This is a genomic window from Aquipuribacter hungaricus, assembly GCF_037860755.1.
Classification (GTDB): domain Bacteria; phylum Actinomycetota; class Actinomycetes; order Actinomycetales; family JBBAYJ01; genus Aquipuribacter; species Aquipuribacter hungaricus.
The window spans coordinates 1-4,414 of sequence record NZ_JBBEOI010000270.1; the positions used below are offsets into that span (position 1 = coordinate 1).

Here is a 4,414-nt window from a genome sequence, read left to right on the forward strand (position 1 = left end):
CGGACAGCGGCTCGCCGCGGCGCCGGACCGCGTCCAGGGCCGGCACCGTGGCGGCGAGCGAGAGGCGCTCGGTGCGCCCGGCGTAGACCCCGCCCAGCAGCGGCTCGACGAGCAGGTCGAGGACGGGCCGGCCGACCTCGGCGACGACGGCGTCGGCGACGCTGACGTCCTCCCCGCCGTCGGGGGACGGTCCCGCGCCGGTCGCGGCGGGGATCCCTGCGGCGCGGGCGGCGCGCGCCCGGGCGGTCTCGGCCAGCTCGTCGGGGCGCAGCAGCGCGGACAGGTCGGTGCCGCTGCCGGGCACGCCCATGACGGTGCCCGTCGGCAGCGGCCGCACCCCGTCGGCCCGCCACACCGCGGGCCGGGCGGACGTCGGGGTGACGAGCAGGTCGCCCAGGCCGACGGCGCGGGCCAGGTCGACGCCCTCCGGCCGGCGGGCGAGCATCGCCTCGGCACCGAGGTCGACGCGCACGCCGCCGACCTCGTCCGCGTGCAGCACGCCGCCGGTGCGACCGGAGGCCTCGAGCACGAGCACGTCGACCCCGGCCGAGCGCAGCGCGTGGGCCGCGGCGAGCCCGCTGATGCCCGCCCCGACGACGACGACCCGGTCGGGGACGCTCACCGCGGCAGGGCCCCCGCAGCCCCCGCAGCCCCAGCGGCCGCGGCCCCAGCGGCCCGGTCGAAGCCCTGGACCAGGTCGACGAGCCGGGCGAGCTGGTCGGGGTCGGTGGCCGGGATGACGCCGTGCCCGAGGTTGAAGACGTGCCCCGGCGCGCGCAGCCCCGCGTGGAGGACGGCGGTGGCGTGCTCGGCGACGACGGGCCAGGGCGCGAGCAGCAGCGCGGGGTCGAGGTTGCCCTGCACCGCGCGCGGGGTGCCGGCCGCCTCGAGCCGGTCCAGCGCCTCGTCCAGGCCCAGGTGCGCGTCGACGCCCACGACGTCGGCCCCAGCCCGGGCCAGCGAGGGCAGCAGGTCCTGGGTGCCGGTCCCGAAGTGGATGCGCGGCACGTCGGTCACCTGGGCGAGCACCCGGGCGGAGTGGGGGGCGACGTGGCGGTCGTAGTCCCGGCGCGACAGCGCCCCCGCCCAGGAGTCGAACAGCTGGACCGCGGCGGCACCGGCGTCGACCTGCACCCGCAGGAACCGGGCGGTGATGTCGGCGACGGCCGACAGCAGCGCCGCGAACAGGCCGGGGTCGGCGTGCATCATCGCCTTGGTGGCGGCGTGGTCGCGGCTCGGGCCACCCTCGACGAGGTAGCTGGCCAGGGTGAACGGCGCGCCGGCGAAGCCGAGCAGCGGCACGTCGCCCAGCTCGGCGCGGGTGAGCCGGACCGCCTCGGCGAGGAAGCCGAGGTCCGCGGGCGGCAGGGCGGCCAGGGCGTCCACGTCGGCCGCCGTGCGCACGGGCGCGCCCATGACGGGACCGGTCCCGGGGACGATGTCGACGTCCACGCCGGCCGCGTGCAGCGGGACGACGATGTCGCTGTAGAGCACGGCGGCGTCCACGCCGTAGCGGCGCACGGGCTGCAGCGTGATCTCCGCGACGAGCTCCGGCGTGCGGCAGGCCTCGAGCATCGCGGTGCTGCCGCGGGCGACCTTGTACTCCGGCAGCGAGCGGCCGGCCTGGCGCATGAACCAGACGGGCGTGCGCTCGACGTCCTCGCCGCGGGCCGCGCGGACCAGGAGGGGGGTGCGGGCGGCGGGACCGGGGGCGGGGGTGCTCACCCCCCGATCGTCCCACCCGCGCCCGACACGCCCGGCCAGGGGCGGGCTGCCGTCAGGGGGGCGACCTACTCTCAGGACGTGGCCACGACCCGGTCCTCGGCGCCCTCGGCGCTCGTCTTCGACGACGCGGTCGCCGTGCTGCGCTCCGCCCGGGTCCGCCCCGAGGTCGCCCTCACCGAGATCCCGCCGCCGCGCCGGGTCGCGCCCTTCGCCCACGCCGTCGAGGGCCACGTCGACCTCGCCGTGGTCCGTGCCGGCGCGCGCGACGGCGAGGACGCCGACGAGGCCGAGGAGGCGGGCGGCCGCTTCGTCCTGCTGCACGACCCGTCGGCGCCGGACGCCTGGGGCGGGGACCTGCGGGTCATCGCGCTCGTCAAGGCCGTCGTGGAGCCCGAGCTCGCCGAGGACCCGATGCTCGCCGAGGTCGTCTGGGCGTGGCTCGGGGAGACGCTGGTCGGGCCCGACGCCCCCGCGACCCGCCTGGGCGGCACCGTGACGCGCGTGGTGTCGGAGAGCTTCGGCTCCCTCGCCGACCGCCCGGCCGCGATCCAGGTCGAGCTGCGCGCCTCGTGGAGCCCGCTGGGCCCGCTGGACGCCCAGCTCGGCGCCTGGGCGGACGTGCTGTGCCGGCTAGCGGGCCTGCCGCCGCTTCCCGCCGGCGTCAGCGCCCTCCCCCGCCGCCGCTAGCCCGCCCTGCCTGCCCCCCCGCGGGGACGGCACCACCCCTGACCAGGACGGACCTGCGCACGGGGCTCAAGGTCCCGGCAGGCCAGGCCGATGCCTCCTCCAGCACGAGGGTGACCGCCCTCGCGGACAAGGAGGCACGACATGACCACCCTGGTCACCGACAGGGTCCGGATCCCGCTGGCCCGCGGACGGTTCCACGCCGCGGTCGTCGCGGGGTCCCCGGGTCTGCGCGAGTCCCTCTCCCGAGTCCTCACCTCCCTCGGCGCCGCCGACGTCACCACCGCCGGCCTCGTCGGCGAGGCCCGCACCCTCGGCCGCGGCACCCCGACCTCCCTCGCGGTCGTCGACTGCACGCTGCCCGACGGCTCCGGCATCGCGGCCATCGAGGTGCTCCGCTCCCTCGGCTGGACCCGCACCGTCCTGCTGTCGCAGTCCACCGACCCGTTCACCGTGCGCGGTGCCCTGATGGCCGGCGCCCGCTGCTTCCTCGTCACCAACCGCCCCAGCGGCGCCCCCGAGGGCCCCACCGGCACCAGCGACCCCGGGGTGGACCAGCTGTCCGCCCGCGAGGTCGAGGTGCTGTCGCTGGTGGCCGACGGCCGCTCCAACAAGGAGGTCGGCGAGCACCTGGGCCTGTCCGCCCTCACGGTGAAGAGCCACCTCGCCCGGATCGCCCGGAAGCTCGGCACCGGCGACCGCGCCGAGATGGTCGCCATGGCCATGCGCGCCGGCGCCGTCGCCTGACGCCAGGCCACCCGCACCACCGCAGACCGCACGTCCCGGGCGTCCCCCTGCGCTCGCACCCCGACGAGGAGCCACCCGTCGGCACCGGCCCCCGGTGCCGACGGGTGGCTCCTCCGCGTGCGCCCGGGACCCCGCGCCGGGACCGCCGGCACCTCGCGCCGGGACCCGGCGGGACGGCCGGGGCACGGACGGTCACCTAGGCTGGACCGGTGCCCGACGACGAGACCGACCTCGCACCCGGGACCGACGACGCAGCCGGCCTGACGGCCGGGACGGACGCTGGCGCGACGGTCGGGACTGCCGGGACCCCCGGGGCCACCGAGGTCGTCGAGACCGCGCCGGTCCCCGTCCCCGTCCTCACCGCCCCCCGCGACGGCACCCCGGACGTCGTCACCACGCAGGCCGCGCTCGACGCCGCCGTCGAGGTGCTCGCCGGGCTCGAGGGCCCCGTCGCCGTCGACGCCGAGCGCGCCTCGGGGTACCGGTACGGCCAGGCCGCGTACCTCGTGCAGCTGCGCCGCGCCGACGGCCCCATCACCCTCGTCGACCCGGTCGCGCGGCTCGACCTCACCGGGCTCGCCGCGGTGCTCGACGGGCCGGAGTGGGTGCTCCACGCCGCCTCGCAGGACCTCCCGTGCCTGGCCGAGCTGGGGCTGCGGCCGCGCAGCGTCTTCGACACCGAGCTGGGTGCCCGCATCGCCGGGCTCCCCCGCGTCGGGCTCGCCGCGGTCACCGAGCACTTCCTCGGCATCGGCCTGGCCAAGGAGCACTCGGCCGTGGACTGGTCGACCCGGCCCATGCCGGCGTCGTGGCTCACCTACGCCGCCCTGGACGTGGAGCTGCTGCTCGACGTCCGCGACGCGCTGGAGGCCGAGCTCGAGAGGCAGGGCAAGCTGGGCTGGGCCCGCGAGGAGTTCGCCGCCGTCGCGGCCGCCGGCCCGCCCGCCCCGCGCGTCGACCCGTGGCGCAAGACGTCCGGGGTGCACAAGCTGCGCTCCCGGCGCGCGCAGGCGGTCGTGCGCTCGCTGTGGGCCGCCCGCGAGGAGCTGGCCCGCAGCCGCGACGTCTCCCCCGGCCGGATCCTCCCCGACTCGGCCGTCGTCGCGGCCGCCACCGCGCAGCCGCGCACCACGGCCGCGCTCGCCTCGCTGCCCGTCTTCTCCGGCCCCGCCAACCGTCGGCTCGGCCAGTACTGGCTCGACGCCATCGACGCCGCCATGGCGCTGCCGGAGCAGGCGCTGCCCGGCCAGGCGCCGCG

The 4,414-nt window shown here is 78.4% G+C and carries 5 protein-coding genes; 3 read left to right on the forward strand and 2 right to left on the reverse strand.

The window, feature by feature from the left end:
* On the reverse strand, positions 1 to 622 hold a 622-nt coding region (locus WCS02_RS17830; protein ID WP_340295618.1), incomplete at its 3' end, for an FAD-dependent oxidoreductase.
* Positions 619 to 1,725: a uroporphyrinogen decarboxylase gene (gene hemE, locus WCS02_RS17835; protein ID WP_340295620.1), complete on the reverse strand. Its 1,107-nt coding sequence runs from the start codon at positions 1,723 to 1,725 to the stop codon at positions 619 to 621. The genes hemE and WCS02_RS17830, both read right to left, overlap by 4 nt.
* Before the next feature lie 78 nt (positions 1,726 to 1,803).
* Between hemE and WCS02_RS17840 the strand changes: the two genes are divergently transcribed.
* The 3 genes from WCS02_RS17840 to WCS02_RS17850 all read left to right on the forward strand — a co-directional run.
* Positions 1,804 to 2,412: a DUF3000 domain-containing protein gene (locus tag WCS02_RS17840; protein ID WP_340295621.1), complete on the forward strand. Its 609-nt coding sequence runs from the start codon at positions 1,804 to 1,806 to the stop codon at positions 2,410 to 2,412.
* A 141-nt stretch (positions 2,413 to 2,553) separates the two neighbouring features.
* A complete protein-coding gene (locus WCS02_RS17845) occupies positions 2,554 to 3,156 on the forward strand; it encodes a response regulator transcription factor (RefSeq protein WP_340295622.1) in 603 nt (200 codons plus the stop codon).
* A gap of 209 nt (positions 3,157 to 3,365) precedes the next feature.
* Positions 3,366 to 4,414 (forward strand): HRDC domain-containing protein (locus WCS02_RS17850; protein WP_340295624.1); only part of this gene is annotated, 1,049 nt, incomplete at its 3' end.